Origin of the sequence: Pseudomonas sp. BF-R-30 (genome assembly GCF_019956175.1) — a bacterium.
In the GTDB taxonomy this organism is placed as follows: Bacteria; Pseudomonadota; Gammaproteobacteria; order Pseudomonadales; family Pseudomonadaceae; genus Aquipseudomonas; species Aquipseudomonas jessenii.
The window spans coordinates 1-15,141 of sequence record NZ_JAHBDE010000056.1; the positions used below are offsets into that span (position 1 = coordinate 1).

A 15,141-nucleotide genomic window follows, 5' to 3' on the forward strand; every position below is an offset into this window, starting at 1 on the left:
GCTCGCGAAGGCGGTGTATCAGCTGACATCTGAGCTGAATGACATTCCGCCTTCGCGAGCAAGCCCGCTCCCACAGGGGATGTTTTTCAAGCTGCGATAGCTGGGCGCATCGGCACTTGCTGTTTTTCCGGAATCGCCCCGAACAACACCTTCTGCACCGCCTGCTGCGCCTCGAACGCCAGTGCCGCGCGTTCCCGGCCTTCGCAAGCGATTGGCTTGAGCAGATGAATCTCCACGCCGCCACGGTCATTGGCGAACAACCGCATCAGATGCGACAGCAAGTCATCGTCGCCAATGAACGGCGCCAGCGCGCAAGGCTCGCCGTCACGCACATAACGAATCGCCACCGGCTGCATCGCCACTTCGGAATCGATGGCGGCGGACAGCAGGCGGCCGTGAAAGGTACGTAGCGAACGGCCATCGGTGGTGGTGCCTTCGGGGAACATCAGCAGCGGGTGTGCCTGTTCCAGGTGACGGGTCATCTGCTTGCGGATCAACTGGCTGTCACCCGAGCCACGGCGGATAAACAGGCTGCCGGCTTTGGCCGCCAGCCAGCCGGCTACCGGCCAGGTGCGCACTTCGGCCTTGGACAGGAACGACAGCGGTGTGAGCATGCCCAGCAGCGGGATGTCGGTCCAGGACACGTGGTTGCTGACCCAGAGCATCGGTGCCTTCGGCAACTCGCCGTGGACGGTCACGTCGAAGGGCAGGGCATTGCTCAGGCGGGCCATGAAAAACCGCGACCAGCGTTGCCGGCGCGCCATCGAATGGGCCATGCCCAAGCGCTCGAACAGCCCGAACACACTGGCCATGCCCAAGCCCAGCGTAACCACCATCAGCACTCGCGCGATTCGCGCGTACACCCGCAACCGGCCCATTACACAGCCGCCTTGAAGTGTTTGGCGTAACGCGGGCAGAGTTCGTCGCGCTTGAGCAGGATGAACACGTCGGCGACCTGGAAGTCTTCGTCCCAGCATGGCTCGCCGCAGATCTTCGCGCCCAGGCGCATGTAGGCCTTGAGCAGCGGTGGCATTTCGGCGATCACGTTCGACGGGATGTCGAGGCTCGGCAGCGGGTTTTTCGGCTCGGCGCGCAGATGTTCGGTGCACAGGTAGCGTTCGCGCAGACGTTGCATGATCGCGTGGGCCTGCACGCCGCCATCCTGCATCGGAATGCTCGCACAACCCATCAGGTAGCTGTAGCCGCCCTGGTTCAGGACTTCGGCCAGCTCGCCCCAGAGCACGGCGATGGTGCCGCCATTGCGGTAGGCCGGGTCGACACAGGTGCGACCGATTTCCAGGATCGGGCCTTGCAGGTGCACCAGACCGTGGAGGCTGAACTCTTCTTCGCTGTAGAATTTGCCCAGGCTGCTGGCAGCCGTGTGGTCGAGTAAACGGGTGGTTGCCACCAGGCGCCCGGTGTTCAAGTCACGCACGCCGATGTGGGCGCAGTGAACGTCGTAGTCATCCATGTCCAGACCCAGTTCAGCGCCCTTGAGTTTGGCGTTGAATTCGCCGCTGAACACATTGAAGCGCAAGGCCTGGGCTTCCTGCAAAGCCTCGGCGCCCACCAGGCGTTCGGCTTGCAGGCGGCGTTCGTTGCCGGTGTCGCTGATGCGGGCGATCTGAGTCATGGCGAATCTCCGTGCGGGCTGCTCACCCGTCTTTGGGCTACAGCGAATCGACTTTCTTTGTCTAGCCGTGTTGTGCAAAGTCAGGCTATGTAGCCCCGGTGTCATCGCCATTAAGCTTTGGTGATGCTTATATGACAGCCTTCGAGGAGCCTCTTATGCCCTGGCAAACCCTGTTGAACCGCCGTGACCGATTGCCTGCCAACCCGGATCTGGCGGAAGGTTTCGCGACCTTGTTGCAGCAGTTGGGAACGGTCACTCCGTTTGAATTGGCGGTGCTTGGCGGGCGGTTGATGGCGACACCGGGGCTAGCGTTTCTGGTGGGGTATCAGGCGGCCTTGCGCATGCTCTGGCCGAGCGCGCCACTGAGCCTGGGCGCGTTGTGCGCCACCGAACAGCGCAGCCTGCGCCCGGCCGATATGCAAACCCGACTGAGCGATTTGCGCCTGAGCGGACGCAAGGATTTCGTCACCGCCGGCAATGCCGCCGACTGGCTGCTGGTGGCGGCGCGCAGCGAGGAGCCTGGCGCCGATCCACGCTTGAGCCTGGCGGTGATCTATCGCGATGAGCCGGGTGTGCGGGTGGAAAAGCTGGCGCCGCTCCCGTTGATGCCGGACATCAGCCATGGCCGGTTGTTTCTGGATAACGCGCTGTGCGAGTTGCTCGCAGGGGATGGTTGGGACGCTTACGTCAAACCGTTCCGAACTTTGGAAGACATCTATGTGCTGAGCGCCATGACAGCGTGGTTGTATGGCGTTGGCCAGGAATGCGATTGGCCGCAAGGCTTGCAATTGCGGTTGCAGGGGTTGCTGGCGGGGTGCGCGGAAACCAGCCGCCAGCCACCTACCCATCCGGCCGGGCATGTGTTGCTTGGCGGGTTGTTTGCGCAGTTCGAAGGGCTCAAGGCTGAAGTGAATGAGGCGCTGGCCGGAGGGCCTCAAGAGTGGGCGGCGATGTGGCAGCGGGATCAGGCGGTGATGGATTTGGCTGCAGGGGCGCGGGGCAAGCGATTGGCGAAGGCTCTGGCGCAATCTTCGCTGCCCTGACTGGCCTCTTCGCGAGCAAGCCCGCTCCCACATTTGAAATGCATTCCCCTGTGGGAGCGAACTTGCTCGCGATGGCGGCCTGATTGGCAGCATGAATTCCTGAACTGTCATCAACCTCGACTAGGCTCAGCAGGTTCAATCTTCGAGCCCCCGTCATGCCCAAAGGCCTGTCCCTGATTTTCCTGCTGTTGCTCAGCCTCACGACCCAGGCTGAAAGCTGGCCCGCCGAGCAATGGCCGACCGCGCCGACGCCCGCTGGCCCGGCGCTTCAAGCCCTGGAGGCCTATGCCTTCCCATCCCGCGATGACACCACTCGCCAGGGCATTCGCACCGATGCCTTGCTGGTGATCCGCGACGGCCAGTTGATCTACGAACGCTACGCCGGCCCGACGACGGCCGAGACGCCGCACCTGACCTGGTCGATCAGCAAGAGCCTGATGGCCGCGGTCCTCGGTGTGGCTTACGGCGAAGGCTTGTTCAAACTCGGCGACCCTGTGGCGAAGTTTTATCCGCCCCTGCAAAAATACCCCGACCTGACCATGGCCGACCTGCTGCACTGGGCCTCGGGCCTGGATTGGCAGGAAGACTACGAATATGCACCGCTGAAGTCTTCGGTAATGGCCATGCTCTACACCGGCGGTCACCACGACATGGCTGCGTTCACCGCGGCCCATGCCGAGTACGCGGCGCCGGGCCAGGCGTTTCGCTACTCCAGCGGTGACAGCAACCTGTTGTCCGCCGCGCTGAAAACCATCGTCGGCCCCGGCCGCTATCCGGACTATCCGTGGACTGCGCTGTTCGAGCCGCTGGGCATCCGCCAAGCCGTGTGGGAAACCGATGCCACAGGCACTTTCGTTGCTTCGTCCTATGCCTATCTCACTGCACGGGACCTGGCCCGGGTCGGTCTGTTGATGGCCCGCGAGGGGCGCTGGGCAGACAGGCAACTGCTGCCCAGGGACTGGGTGGCGTTCAACCGCGAGCCGTTCGCTCACTATCACGCCGATCAAGACGAGGCCGTCCCCGGCGGCCAGTGGTGGCTCAATCGAGCCGTTGAGGGCGCGGCACGCCCCTGGCCCGATGCCCCCGTCGACACCTTCGCCGCGCTGGGGCATTGGGGCCAGGCGATGTACGTGATCCCCAGTGAACAGCTGGTGATCGTCCGCTACGGCGATGACCGCGACGGCACTTACCGGCACAACCAATTGCTCCAGCTCGCGCTCAAGGCCTTTTCCGGGAAGGTGCAGCCATGAGCGGTTTCATTCGCCGTCGACCGCTCAGTTCCCTGTTGTTGATCCTGCTGATCGCCTTGCTCGGCTGGATCTGGCACGAGCGGGTGGCGCTGTGGGCGTTCCCCGACATCATCAGCGCCTACACCGCCAAGGAATACTGTTCGTGCCGCTACGTGATGAACAACGATGCCGAGTACTGCCACGGTTATGTGAAACAGTGGCTGCCCGCCAGCGGCTTTACCGATGACCCGGCCGGCAAGCGTGTCTCGGTCAGTGGCATGGGCCGCAGCAACAGCGCGGTGTGGATCGGCGAGCGCCAGGGTTGTCGTTTGCAGCCTTGATATCCCTTCAGGTTCCACTCTGTGGAACCACATTCGATTGTCCTGGCGCGTGACTCGCGGTTATCTGGCGGTGAGCGCGACCTGCCTTTGATGTGTCGCGAAATCACCGCGAACAACAAGAACGGGACTACACCCGGCCCGAGGACAATCGTCATGACCCGATATCAGCACATCCTTGCCTGGCTCAACGACGTGGCCAGCGACCTGCACGCCACCCGCCAGGACATCCACGCCCACCCGGAACTCGGCTTCGAGGAAAACCGCACCTCGGCGCTGGTGGCCAAATCACTCGAAGAGTGGGGTTATGAAGTGCACACCGGCATCGGCAAGACCGGTGTGGTTGGAGTCCTGCGCAATGGCAGCAGCCTGCGCAAACTCGGGATACGGGCGGACATGGATGCGCTGCCGATCATGGAGAATACCGGCGCGACCTACAGCAGCCGGCATCAGGGCTGCATGCACGCCTGTGGGCATGACGGTCACACCACGATGTTGCTGGGCGCGGCGAGATACCTGGCGGCGACCCGTCAGTTCGACGGCACCCTGACGTTGATTTTCCAGCCTGCCGAAGAGGGGCAGGGCGGTGCCGAAGCGATGCTCGCCGATGGCTTGCTCGAACGTTTCCCGTGCGATGCGCTGTTCGGCATGCACAACATGCCGGGGCTACCCGCCGGCCATTTGGGTTTTCGTGAGGGGCCGATGATGGCCTCCCAGGATTTGCTTAACGTGACCATCGAAGGTGTCGGCGGCCACGGCTCGATGCCGCATCTGGCGGTCGATCCGCTGGTGGCGGCGGCCAGTGTGGTCATGGCCCTGCAAACCGTGGTCGCGCGCAACATCGATGCGCAGCAGGCGGCGGTGGTTACGGTTGGCGCGTTGCAGGCCGGGGAGGCGGCCAACGTCATTCCACAACAGGCGATCCTGCGCCTGAGCCTTCGCGCGCTGAATGCCCAGGTGCGCGAGCAGACCCTCGACCGCGTACGCGCGATCATCGAGTCCCAGGCGCAAAGCTTCGGTTGCAGCTCGCGCATCGAACATCGTCCGGCCTACCCGGTGCTGGTCAACCACGCGGCTGAAACCGAATTCGCTCGGCAAGTCGGCGTCGAGCTGGTCGGTGCCGATGCAGTCGATGCCAATACCCCCAAGCTCATGGGCAGTGAAGACTTCGCCTGGATGCTGCAACGCTGCCCCGGCGCCTACCTGTTCATCGGCAATGGCGTATCGCGGCCGATGGTCCACAACCCCGCGTATGACTTCAACGACGACATCCTGCTGACCGGCGCCGCGTACTGGGGCGCGCTGACCGAGAGCTGGCTCAAGCCGGCCTGATGTCCTCACTTTCTACTGCCGCTGGACCGGGCGCGCGCTGTCGTGCCCGCCGTTACCCACCAGGTTTTTGGAGAGTTCCCCATGCACACTTCGAGCACAGGCGTTTCGCGCACCCGGCAGGTAGTCGCCGCCGTTATCGGCAATGCCCTGGAATGGTATGACTTCATCGTTTATGGCTTTCTGGCCAGCATCATCGCCCGGCAGTTTTTCCCGTCCGAGGACGAACACGCCTCATTGCTGATGGCCCTGGCGACTTTCGGCGTCGGCTTTTTCATGCGTCCGGTGGGCGGCATTTTGTTGGGCATGTATTCAGACCGCAAAGGGCGCAAGGCGGCGATGCAGATGATCATTCGCCTGATGACCGTATCCATCGCACTGATTGCGTTTGCGCCGAACTACGCCGCCATCGGCATGGGTGCGCCGCTGTTGATCGTGGTTGCGCGGATGCTGCAAGGCTTCGCCACGGGCGGCGAGTACGCCAGCGCCACGGCGTTCCTGGTGGAGAGCGCCCCGGCACACCGCAAGGGGTTGTATGGCTCGTGGCAATTGGTCGGGCAATGCCTGGCGGTGTTCTCCGGGGCGGCGATGGTCGCATTGTTCACCCACCTGCTGACCCCCGAGGCACTCGACAGCTGGGGCTGGCGGATTCCCTTTGTGCTGGGCTTGCTGATCGGCCCGGTCGGGCTGTGGATTCGCAAACACATGGAAGAGCCGGAGGAGTTTCTCGAGGCGCGCAAGCAGGCCAAAGGCGCGAGCCCAAGCTTGATGCAAGTGCTCCGCGAACACCGGCGCAGCATTCTGGTGTCCATGGGCCTGGCCTGTGGTGCGACCGTGTCGTTTTACGTGGTGTTGGTGAACATGCCGACCTTCGCCCACAAGAATCTCGGCCTGCCGCTGGATCAGGTGCTGCTGGTGCAAATGCTGGCGGTGGCGCTGATGACCGTGGTGATTCCGTTGTCTGGCGCGTTGTCGGACCGCCTCGGCCGCCGCCCGGTGTTGATGGCCTTCACCCTGGCGTTTTTCCTGATGGTGTATCCGCTGTATGTGTGGGTGGCGGCGGCGCCATCGGTGGAGCGTTTGCTGGTGATGCAACTGTTACTGTGCAGTGCGATCGGTGGGTTTTTCGGCCCGGCTCCGACCGCGCTGGCCGAGCAGTTCCCGATCGAAGTGCGCTCCACCGGGGTGTCGGTGGCTTACAACGTTGCGGTCATGGTCTTCGGCGGATTCGCGCCGCTGATCGTCACCTGGCTGAGCAAGGTCCTGGCGACGCCGGTGGCGCCATCGTTCTACGTGTTGTTCGCCTGCTTGCTGACGTTGCTCGGTACCTACTGCATGCAGGAAGCACCACGGGCAAAAAGATCCGTTGAACTCAATCTTGGGGTGAAACCTTGAGCAGCAATCCGATTGTTGAAATGGACGCCGATGCACTGTCCCGGGCCATTCATGGGCGGCAGGTGTCCTGTTGTGAGGTGATGCAGGCGTATCTGGCGCAGATCGAACGCTTCAATCCACAGGTCAATGCGCTGGTGTCCCTACGCCCGGCCGAGGCATTGCTGGCAGAGGCCGACGAGTGTGATCGGCAGCTCGACCGGGGGCAGTCCCGAGGCTGGATGCACGGCATGCCGCAAGCGGTCAAAGACCTGGCGGCCACCGCCGGTTTGCGCACCACCATGGGCTCGCCGCTGTTCGCCGAGCAGGTTCCGCAACACGACGCCATCAGCGTGGCGCGGGTGCGTGACTGTGGGGCGATCATTATCGGCAAGAGCAACGTCCCGGAATTCGGCCTCGGCTCGCAAACCTACAACAGCGTGTTCGGCACCACCACCAACGCCTACGATCCGACCTTGGTTGCCGGCGGCAGCAGCGGCGGGGCGGCGGTGGCGCTGGCGTTGCGCATGCTGCCGGTGGCCGACGGCAGCGACATGATGGGCTCGCTGCGCAATCCGGCGGCGTTCAACAACGTCTACGGATTTCGTCCGTCCCAGGGGCGCGTGCCGTTCGGGCCAGGACCTGAGATGTTCGTCCAGCAACTGGCCACCGAAGGACCGATGGGCCGCACGGTCACCGATGTTGCCCGTTTGCTTGGCACCCAGGCTGGGTACGATCCGCGCGTGCCGTTGTCGCTGACTGAAGATCCGGGGATGTTTCACCTGTCGTTGCAGCAGGATTTCAGGGATGTCCGGCTGGGCTGGCTGGGGGACTACAATGGCTACCTGCCGATGGACCCCGGTGTCATGAGCCTGTGTGAATCGGCGCTGCAGGACTTCGCCACACTGGGTTGCAAAGTCGAGTCCTGTCAGCCGGACTTCTCCATGGAGCGCCTGTGGCAAACCTGGCTGGTGCATCGCCACTGGCTGGTGCAAGGCAGCCTCGGCGGGTTGTATGCCGATCCGCAAAAACGCGAACTGCTCAAACCCGAAGCCCGATGGGAGGTCGAGGGCGGGCTGCGTCTGACAGCGGCGGATGTCTATCAGGCCTCGGTCAGTCGCAGCGAGTGGTATCGAGCGCTGAACGAATTGTTCGAACGTTACGATTTTCTGTTGCTGCCCACCGCCCAAGTGTTTCCTTTTGATGCACAAACACCATGGCCACGCGTCGTTGGCGGGCAGAGCATGGACACTTACCACCGCTGGATGGAGGTTGTCATCGGGCCGACCCTGGCCGGGTTGCCGAGCATGAATGTGCCGGTGGGTTTCAACCCCGCCGGGTCGCCGATGGGCCTGCAAATCATTGGCCCGGCCCAGGCCGACCGCGCGGTGTTGCAACTGGCGTATGCCCATGAGCAGTTGACTCAATGGGTCAAGCGCAGGCCGCCGGGCTGTCTGCAAAATGCCTGAGCCTGACGGACAGGCCCGCATCTTGCTGTGCTTTTTAAAAAGAGCAGCGGTCATCCGATCCGGGCTTAGGGAGATCGAATCCATGGAGAACAAGGCAGAAACCGGCAGCGTGCGTTCCGTCGAGCGCGCCCTGGCGATTGTTGAGTTGCTGGGTGAGCATCAGGCGTTGGGGCTGGAGGAGTTGCACTACCTGACGAGCCTGCCCAAGGCCACGGTGTCGCGCATGTTGCTGACGTTGCAGGAGCAGGGATGGATCTATCGCGGCCTGAGTGATCGGCGCTACCGGTTGTGTGCCAAGCGCCTGTTTGGTGACAGCCAGCAGCGCTTCAAGCGGCGCCTGGTGGAGAACGCCGCTCCGCAGTTGCTGGAGTTGAGCGAGCGCACCGGGCTGGTGGCGGACCTGTCGTGCTTCGATGGTGAGCGGATCGAGGTCATGGAAAGCGCGATACCCACGGTGCTGCGCAAGCGATATCCGAACAACTGCCAGATCGTCGGCCAGCACGCCAGCCTGTTCCATTCGGCCATGGGGCGGGCCTGCCTGGGCGAACTGGACAGCCATGAAGTGGAGCGTCTGGCCAGTCGCGAGCGAATGACGGACGAATCCCTGTTCAACACCACCGAGCAGGCATTGCACCAAGGCTTCGGGCAGCGCACCGAGGGTTATTGGGAATATCCGGTGCGCCTGCCGTTCCTGATTCGCGCGGTGGCCTTGCCGATCCGCACCGATGGCCGCCTGGTCGGCAGCATGGCACTGCACTGGCCGATGGATCAGGCGCCGGTGGAACGGATACTCAACCTGCACCTCAACAGCCTGGCCACGACCATTGGCAATGTGCAGCAGGCGATGGCCTGAGTGGAACTTGTGATGGTTTAGAGACTCAAGGCAACACATTTCTTGCAACCTGTGTCAGGCCGGTTAAGGTTCAGCACAGGTTTCTCTGCCTTACGAGTCTCTATGTTCAAGCGCTCCACCTTCCAAACCCTCACTTTCCTGCTGCTGGCCGGTGCCGCGTTGTCGGCCCGCGCCGACTGGTACCTCGATGGCGAGTCTTCGCGCCTGTCGTTTGTCAGCACCAAGAATGCCAATGTTTCCGAAGTGCAGCGCTTCCTGGTGCTGCACGGCAAGGTCGACCCCGAGGGGCTGGCGCAGGTGGAAGTCGAGCTGGAGTCGATCAACAGCGGCATCCCGTTGCGCGATGAGCGCATGCGCAAGGAACTGTTCCAGATCGACCGGTTTCCCGACGCCATGATCACCACGAAAATCGATCTGCGCCCGATCAACGACCTCGCTCCCGGCGCGCAGTTGGAGTTGCGCCTGCCGCTGATGGTCGACCTGCACGGCAAACAACACGAATACCAGGCCGAACTGTTGGCGACCCGACTCGATGACCGGCGCTTCCAGGTGGTGACCCTCGAACCGCTGGTGATCAACGCCGAGGATTTCGATTTGGCTCCCGGCCTGGAAACGTTGCGCAAACTGGCTGGTTTATCAGCTATCAGTCTTTCCGTACCGGTGGGTGCGGTACTGATTTTCACGGCGCGCTGACATGGCCGGAGCGATTTTTCCGTGGCGTGAAGGCAACCACTTCGAACTGCTGGTCGACGGTCCGCAGTTTTTTCCGCGCATGCTGGTGGCGATTGCCCGGGCTGAAGAGCAGGTTGAGCTGGAACTGTATCTGGTGGAGGCGGGTGCCTGCGCCGAAGCCATGGTCCAGGCATTGGTGCAGGCCGCCGAGCGCGGTGTACGGGTGCGCTGCCTGTTCGATGATTACGGCAGCCTCGCTTTCACCCTGGCCTTGCGTCAGCGGCTGATGTCCGCTGGCGTGGAGCTGCGTTTTTACAATCGCCTGAGCTGGCGACGTTGGGTCGGTAACTTCTACCGCGATCACCGCAAGCTGTTATTGGTGGACCAGAGCCTGGCCGTGGTCGGCGGCACCGGTGTCACCGATGAGTTCTGGACTCCGGGGGAAGACGCCAGCGAATGGCACGAAGTGATGGTGGAAATCACCGGCCCGCTGGTACTCGATTGGCAGTTGCTATTCGATCGTCAGTGGATTGCCAACCGCCATCGACGTGCCTGGCGACCGGCTTCGCATTTCGGTCTGCCGCGCCTGCCACGGGTGCCGTCCATAGGCGAGGGCATGGGCCGGGTGGCCTATGCCGACGCCCGTCAACACCGGGACATTCTGCAATCGCTGGTGCGTGCCCTGAACAGTGGTCAGCGACGGATCTGGCTGGCCACGCCGTACTTTTTGCCGACCTGGAAAGTCCGCCGCTCCCTGCGCCGGGCGGCTGCCCGGGGCGTCGATGTGCGGTTGCTGCTGACCGGGCCCCGTACCGATCACCCATCCGTGCGCTATGCCGGCCATCGCTACTACCCGCGACTGCTCAGGGCCGGGGTGAAAATCTACGAGTACCAGCCGTGTTTCCTGCACCTGAAAATGGTCCTGGTCGACGACTGGGTGAGCATCGGTTCGTGCAACTTCGATCACTGGAATCTGCGCTTCAACCTGGAAGCCAACCTGGAAGCCCTGGACCCCGGACTGACCCGGTCGGTGGCGGCGAGTTTCGAACGGGACTTTGGGTTGAGTGAGCAAGTCAGCCTGGAGGAATGGAAGCGCCGGCCACTGTGGCGGCGGGTCAAGCAACGGGTGTGGGGATGGGTGGATCGGGTGGTGGTGAACCTGCTGAATCGGCGGGGCTAGTGCCCGATTTCTGAAAACACTGAGATCCAATGTGGGAGCGGGCTTGCTCGCGAAAGCGGTCTGTCAGTCGACATCATCGTTGTCTGACACTCCGTCTTCGCGAGCAAGCCCGCTCCCACAGTGGTTTTGTGTTGCTTCAGGGATTACAGCAACTCAAAACTCTGCTGCGTCACGTCCTCTGAATCCAGGCCGATCTGCACGTTGAACTTGCCCGGTTCCGCCGCGTACTTGAGCTGGGTGTTGTAGAACTTCAGGTCGTCCTCAGTGATGGTGAAGTGCACGACTTTCTGTTCGCCGGCCTTGATCATCACTTTCTGGAAGTTCTTCAGTTCCTTGATCGGGCGGATCATCGAGCCGGTCTCGTCCTGGATGTACAGCTGCACCACGGTTTCGCCGTCGCGCTTGCCGGTGTTTTTCACCGTGACACTGGCGTCGAGCTTGCCGGTCTTGTTCAGCGTGGTCGACGACAGCGCCATGTCGCTCAGGCTGAACTCGGTGTAGCTCAGGCCATAGCCGAACGGGTACAGGGGACCGGTGGTGTCATCGAAGTACTGCGAGGTGTAGTTGCCCGGTTTGCCCGGAGTGAACGGCCGGCCAATGGTCAGGTGGTTGTAGTAGGTCGGAATCTGGCCTACCGAACGCGGGATGCTGATCGGCAGTTTGCCCGACGGGTTGTAGTCGCCGAACAGCACGTCGGCGATGGCGTTGCCGCCCTCGGTGCCGCTGAACCAGGTTTCCAGGATCGCGTCGGCCTGTTCCTTCTCTTCGAGGATCGTCAGTGGACGGCCATTCATCAACACCAGTACCAGCGGTTTGCCGGTGGCTTTCAGGGCCCGGATCAGCTCGCGCTGGTTTTCCGGGATGTTCAGGTCGGTGCGGCTCGACGATTCGTGGGACATGCCACGGGATTCACCGACGGCGGCAACCACCACATCAGCATCCTTGGCCGCTTTCACCGCTTCGTCGATCAGCACGTTCGCCGGGCGCGGGTCGTCCACCACTTCCGGGGCATCGAAGTTGAGGAAGTTCAGGTAACCGAGGATTTTCGGGTCGCTGGTGATGTTGGCGCCACGGGCGTAGATCAGTGTCGATTTGTCTCCCAGGGCGTTGGTCATGCCATCGAACAGGGTCACCGATTGAGCAGGGCGACCGGCGGCTGCCCAGCTGCCCATCATGTCGATGGGCGCCTTGGCCAGCGGACCGACCAGGGCGATTTTCGCGGTCTTCTTCAGTGGCAGGGTGTCATTCCGGTTTTTCAGCAGCACCTGGCTGCGGCGTGCCACATCACGGGCCTCGGCGCGGTGCAGGCGGCTGTCGGCGTAGGTGTCGACCGGATCATCCTCGGCCTTGCCGATGCGCAGGTACGGGTCCTTGAATAGGCCCATGTCGTACTTGGCGCCCAGTACCGCACGCACGGCGTTGTCGATGTCGCTCTGCTGGATCTCGCCGGACTTCAGCAGCCCTGGCAGCTCTTTGCCGTACAGGGTGTCGTTCATGCTCATGTGGATGCCAGCCTTGATTGCCAGCTTCGCCGCTTCGCGACCGTCGGCGGCAACACCGTGCTTGATCAGCTCGAAAATCGCCCCGTGGTCGCTGACGGCCAGGCCCTTGAAGCCCCACTCCTTGCGCAGCAGGTCGTTCATCAGCCAGGTGTTGGCGGTGGCCGGCACGCCGTTGATCGAGTTCAGCGCGACCATGACCCCGCCGGCGCCGGCATCGATGGCGGCGCGGTACGGTGGCAGGTAGTCCTGGTACATCTTGACCGGGCTCATATCGACCACGTTGTAGTCGCGGCCACCCTCGACCGCGCCGTACAAGGCAAAGTGCTTGACGCTGGCCATGATGCTGTCGGCTGCATTCGCGCCAGTACCCTGGAACGCCTTGACCATCACGCCGGCAATGCGCGACACCAGGTAAGTGTCTTCACCGAAGCCTTCGGAAGTACGGCCCCAGCGTGGGTCGCGGGAGATGTCGACCATCGGTGCGAAGGTGATGTCGAGGCTGTCGGCCGCGGCTTCCTTGGCGGCAATGCGCCCGGACAGGCCGATGGCGTCCATGTCCCAGCTCGAGGCCAGGGCCAGCGGGATCGGGAAAATGGTGCGGTGACCGTGGATCACGTCGTAGGCGAAGAACATCGGGATCTTCAGGCGGCTGCGCATGGCCGCGTCCTGCATCGGCCGGTTTTCCGGGCGGGTGATCGAGTTGAACGTACCGCCGATGTTGCCTGCCGCGATTTCCTTGCGGATCATTTCGCGCGGCATTTCCGGGCCGATGCTGATCAGGCGCAGCTGGCCGATTTTTTCATCGAGGGTCATTTGCTTCATCAGGTTGCTGACGAAGGCTTCCTTGTTCTCAAGGGGTGCGGGCGTCGTGGCGGCCAATACGTTATGACTGGCCAGGCTGACGAACAGGCCCAGCAAACACAGCTTCTTCATGAATAGTTTTCTCAAGGGCCCAAACGGCGATGTACACGCCGGCCAGCCAAAATTTAGGGAGCGTCTATTGTTGTTCGGGTACCGGCTCAAAAGACCAGAGCCAAAAAAACACAGCCAGATGGCGGATGCGTTTTCGCGCAGGGCCTCTTTTTAGCCCATCGGCCCGTTGCAATCCAGAGGCGCGGGCGATTATGCCCCAAGAGCCGGCCCAGAAGGTTTCGCGGTCGGTTTTTTCATGAAATGCACAAGGGAGCATCATCCTGATGAATGTAAGTCCAACCTTTCGCTCGCGTTTGCAGGTCGTCACGTTGCTGATGCTGGCTACGTTGCTGACCGCCTGCGGCATCAACAACATCCCGACGCTCGATGAACAGGCCAAGGCCGCCTGGGGCCAGGTGCAGAACCAGTATCAGCGGCGCGCCGACCTCATTCCCAACCTGGTGGAAACCGTCAAGGGCTATGCGGCCCACGAGAAGGAAACCCTGACCGCCGTCATCGAAGCCCGGGCCAAGGCCACGTCGATCCAGGTGGATGCCTCGACCCTCGACAACCCGGAAAAGCTCAAGCAGTACCAACAGGCCCAGGACCAGCTCAGCGGCGCCTTGAGTCGCTTGATGGTGGTCTCCGAACGTTATCCGGACCTCAAGGCCAACCAGAACTTCCTCGCCCTGCAATCGCAGCTTGAAGGCACCGAGAACCGCATCAGCGTGGCCCGGCGCGATTTCATCCTCGCGGTGCAGAAATACAACACCGAGATCCGCACGTTCCCCGGTCGCCTGTGGCACACCGTGATGTACAGCGACCTGCCGGTGCGCGAGACCTTCGAAGCCACACCGGGTTCGGAAAAGACCCCCGAGGTCAAATTCTGAACTGCGCTAATCGGCGTCACCACGCAAGAGGTTGCCAATGCGCGTCCTGAAAATAGGCCTGTTGCTGTTGTTGTGGGTGGTGGCGATCGTTGCCCGCGCCGAGCTGAGCTTTCCGGCGCTGACGGGGCGGGTGGTCGACACTGCGCAGATGATCGAGCCATCGGTGCGCCAGCAGCTCAGCCAACAGCTTCAGGCCCATGAGCAAGCCACCGGCGAGCAGCTTGTGGTAGTGACGTTGCCGGACTTGCAAGGTACCGACATCGCCGACTTCGGTTACCAACTCGGCCGCCACTGGGGCATCGGGCAGAAGGACAAGAACAACGGCGCCTTGCTGATCATCGCCCGGGACGAGCGCCGGCTGCGTATCGAAGTCGGATACGGCCTGGAGGATCGCCTGACCGATGCCCAGAGTTCGGTGATCATCAACCAGGTCATCACCCCGCCATTCAAGACCGGCAATTTCAGTAAAGGCATCAGTGACGGCGTGGCGGCGATGCTGGTGGTGCTGGGCGGCAACCCCCTGGACGAACCCTCCACGGCGTATGAATCCAGAGGCGATCCGGGGGACGATTTCATCGCGCGGCATCCCGGATTGTTCGTGTTTTTTGTGATGTTATTCATCCTGACTGTTTTTGTGTGCCAGATGCTCGGTATTCTTCCCGCTGGCCGGGGCGGCTCCGGTGGATCCGGGGGCGGCTTTGGCGGTGGCGGGTTTGGCGG

General features: G+C 62.5%; 14 protein-coding genes. 11 read left to right on the top strand and 3 right to left on the bottom strand.

Annotated features, from left to right (window positions below):
* Window positions 1–86 precede the first annotated feature (86 nt).
* Both KGB20_RS24070 and olsB read right to left on the bottom strand, forming a co-directional pair.
* The gene (locus tag KGB20_RS24070) at window positions 87–878 is read right to left on the bottom strand and encodes a lysophospholipid acyltransferase family protein (protein WP_154909678.1); all 792 of its coding nucleotides are present in this window, start codon (window positions 876–878) and stop codon (window positions 87–89) included.
* Window positions 878–1,633 (bottom strand): L-ornithine N(alpha)-acyltransferase, encoded by a 756-nt coding sequence (olsB, locus tag KGB20_RS24075; RefSeq protein WP_007996073.1) that lies wholly within the window; start codon window positions 1,631–1,633, stop codon window positions 878–880. Before olsB ends, KGB20_RS24070 begins: the two co-directional genes overlap by 1 nt.
* A 155-nt stretch (window positions 1,634–1,788) precedes the next feature.
* On the opposite strand from olsB, the gene KGB20_RS24080 reads away from it, so the two are divergent.
* From KGB20_RS24080 to KGB20_RS24120, 9 genes are all read left to right on the top strand, one after another.
* Window positions 1,789–2,676, top strand: a complete 888-nt coding sequence (locus KGB20_RS24080; protein ID WP_223533054.1) for an acyl-CoA dehydrogenase family protein — start codon at window positions 1,789–1,791, stop codon at window positions 2,674–2,676.
* 155 nt (window positions 2,677–2,831) lie between these two features.
* Window positions 2,832–3,926, top strand: coding sequence for a serine hydrolase domain-containing protein (locus tag KGB20_RS24085; protein ID WP_223533055.1), 1,095 nt, complete (start codon window positions 2,832–2,834; stop codon window positions 3,924–3,926).
* Window positions 3,923–4,246, top strand: coding sequence for a hypothetical protein (locus KGB20_RS24090; RefSeq protein ID WP_057716071.1), 324 nt, complete (start codon window positions 3,923–3,925; stop codon window positions 4,244–4,246). Before KGB20_RS24085 ends, KGB20_RS24090 begins: the two co-directional genes overlap by 4 nt.
* A 153-nt stretch (window positions 4,247–4,399) precedes the next feature.
* On the top strand, window positions 4,400–5,575 hold the full coding sequence (locus KGB20_RS24095) for a M20 aminoacylase family protein (RefSeq protein WP_154946609.1): 1,176 nt from the start codon (window positions 4,400–4,402) through the stop codon (window positions 5,573–5,575).
* Window positions 5,576–5,656: 81 nt separating this feature from the next.
* The gene (locus KGB20_RS24100) at window positions 5,657–6,967 is read left to right on the top strand and encodes a citrate-proton symporter (protein ID WP_154946608.1); all 1,311 of its coding nucleotides are present in this window, start codon (window positions 5,657–5,659) and stop codon (window positions 6,965–6,967) included.
* Window positions 6,964–8,412 (top strand): amidase, encoded by a 1,449-nt coding sequence (locus KGB20_RS24105; RefSeq protein WP_223473828.1) that lies wholly within the window; start codon window positions 6,964–6,966, stop codon window positions 8,410–8,412. The genes KGB20_RS24100 and KGB20_RS24105 overlap by 4 nt, the downstream gene beginning before the upstream one ends.
* An 82-nt stretch (window positions 8,413–8,494) precedes the next feature.
* Window positions 8,495–9,265, top strand: a complete 771-nt coding sequence (locus tag KGB20_RS24110) for an IclR family transcriptional regulator (RefSeq protein WP_150812970.1) — start codon at window positions 8,495–8,497, stop codon at window positions 9,263–9,265.
* Window positions 9,266–9,367: 102 nt separating this feature from the next.
* A complete protein-coding gene (locus KGB20_RS24115; protein WP_090453580.1) occupies window positions 9,368–9,958 on the top strand; it encodes a YceI family protein in 591 nt (196 codons plus the stop codon).
* A 1-nt stretch (window position 9,959) separates the two neighbouring features.
* On the top strand, window positions 9,960–11,117 hold the full coding sequence (locus KGB20_RS24120) for a phospholipase D-like domain-containing protein (RefSeq protein ID WP_150812972.1): 1,158 nt from the start codon (window positions 9,960–9,962) through the stop codon (window positions 11,115–11,117).
* Window positions 11,118–11,260: 143 nt separating this feature from the next.
* Here KGB20_RS24120 and bglX read toward each other — a convergent pair whose 3' ends face one another.
* Window positions 11,261–13,552 (bottom strand): beta-glucosidase BglX, encoded by a 2,292-nt coding sequence (bglX, locus tag KGB20_RS24125; protein ID WP_057716068.1) that lies wholly within the window; start codon window positions 13,550–13,552, stop codon window positions 11,261–11,263.
* Window positions 13,553–13,815: 263 nt separating this feature from the next.
* On the opposite strand from bglX, the gene KGB20_RS24130 reads away from it, so the two are divergent.
* Complete coding sequence (locus tag KGB20_RS24130) at window positions 13,816–14,421, top strand: LemA family protein (RefSeq protein ID WP_154861785.1); 606 nt, start codon at window positions 13,816–13,818, stop codon at window positions 14,419–14,421.
* 37 nt (window positions 14,422–14,458) lie between these two features.
* Window positions 14,459–15,141, top strand: a 683-nt coding sequence (locus KGB20_RS24135; RefSeq protein ID WP_223533057.1) for a TPM domain-containing protein, incomplete at its 3' end; no start/stop codon positions are given.